The sequence below is a fragment of the Viridibacillus soli genome, assembly GCF_016612995.1.
In the GTDB taxonomy this organism is placed as follows: Bacteria; Bacillota; Bacilli; order Bacillales_A; family Planococcaceae; genus Viridibacillus; species Viridibacillus soli.
In genome coordinates this window covers 1-363 of sequence record NZ_JAEOAH010000107.1, presented here as the reverse complement: position 1 = coordinate 363, position 363 = coordinate 1, and the positions used below count along the sequence as shown (strand labels likewise).

Annotated in this window: 1 pseudogene; it reads left to right on the top strand. The window is 38.6% G+C overall.

Annotated features, from left to right (window positions below):
* Window positions 1-363 (top strand): annotated as a pseudogene (locus JFL43_RS22205) (IS3 family transposase); the annotation flags it as partial.

Sequence of the window (363 nt, the reverse complement as noted above, 5' to 3'; positions counted from 1 at the left end):
TCGTAAGAACGCTCACAAATATTCGGTATCAGCAATGTGTGACGTCCTGCAAATTTCAAGAAGCTCTTATTACTATCAGGTAAAAAAAACGGGAAGATGACGAAAGACAAGCTGAAGAAGTTGATCTACAGGAACGTATTTACGTCATTTTTAAACACAGCCGTGATAACTATGGAACTCGTAAAATCAAGAAAGAACTGGAGAAGGAAGAGAAAATTATTTCAAGACGGCGCATTAGCCGCATTATGAAACAACTAGGCCTGGTCTCCAATTACACAGTAGCGTATTACAAACCACAAAAAAACCGCAGCAATGAAGCGATCGTAGCCAATGTTTTAAATCGTGAATTCCAACAAGAAAAAG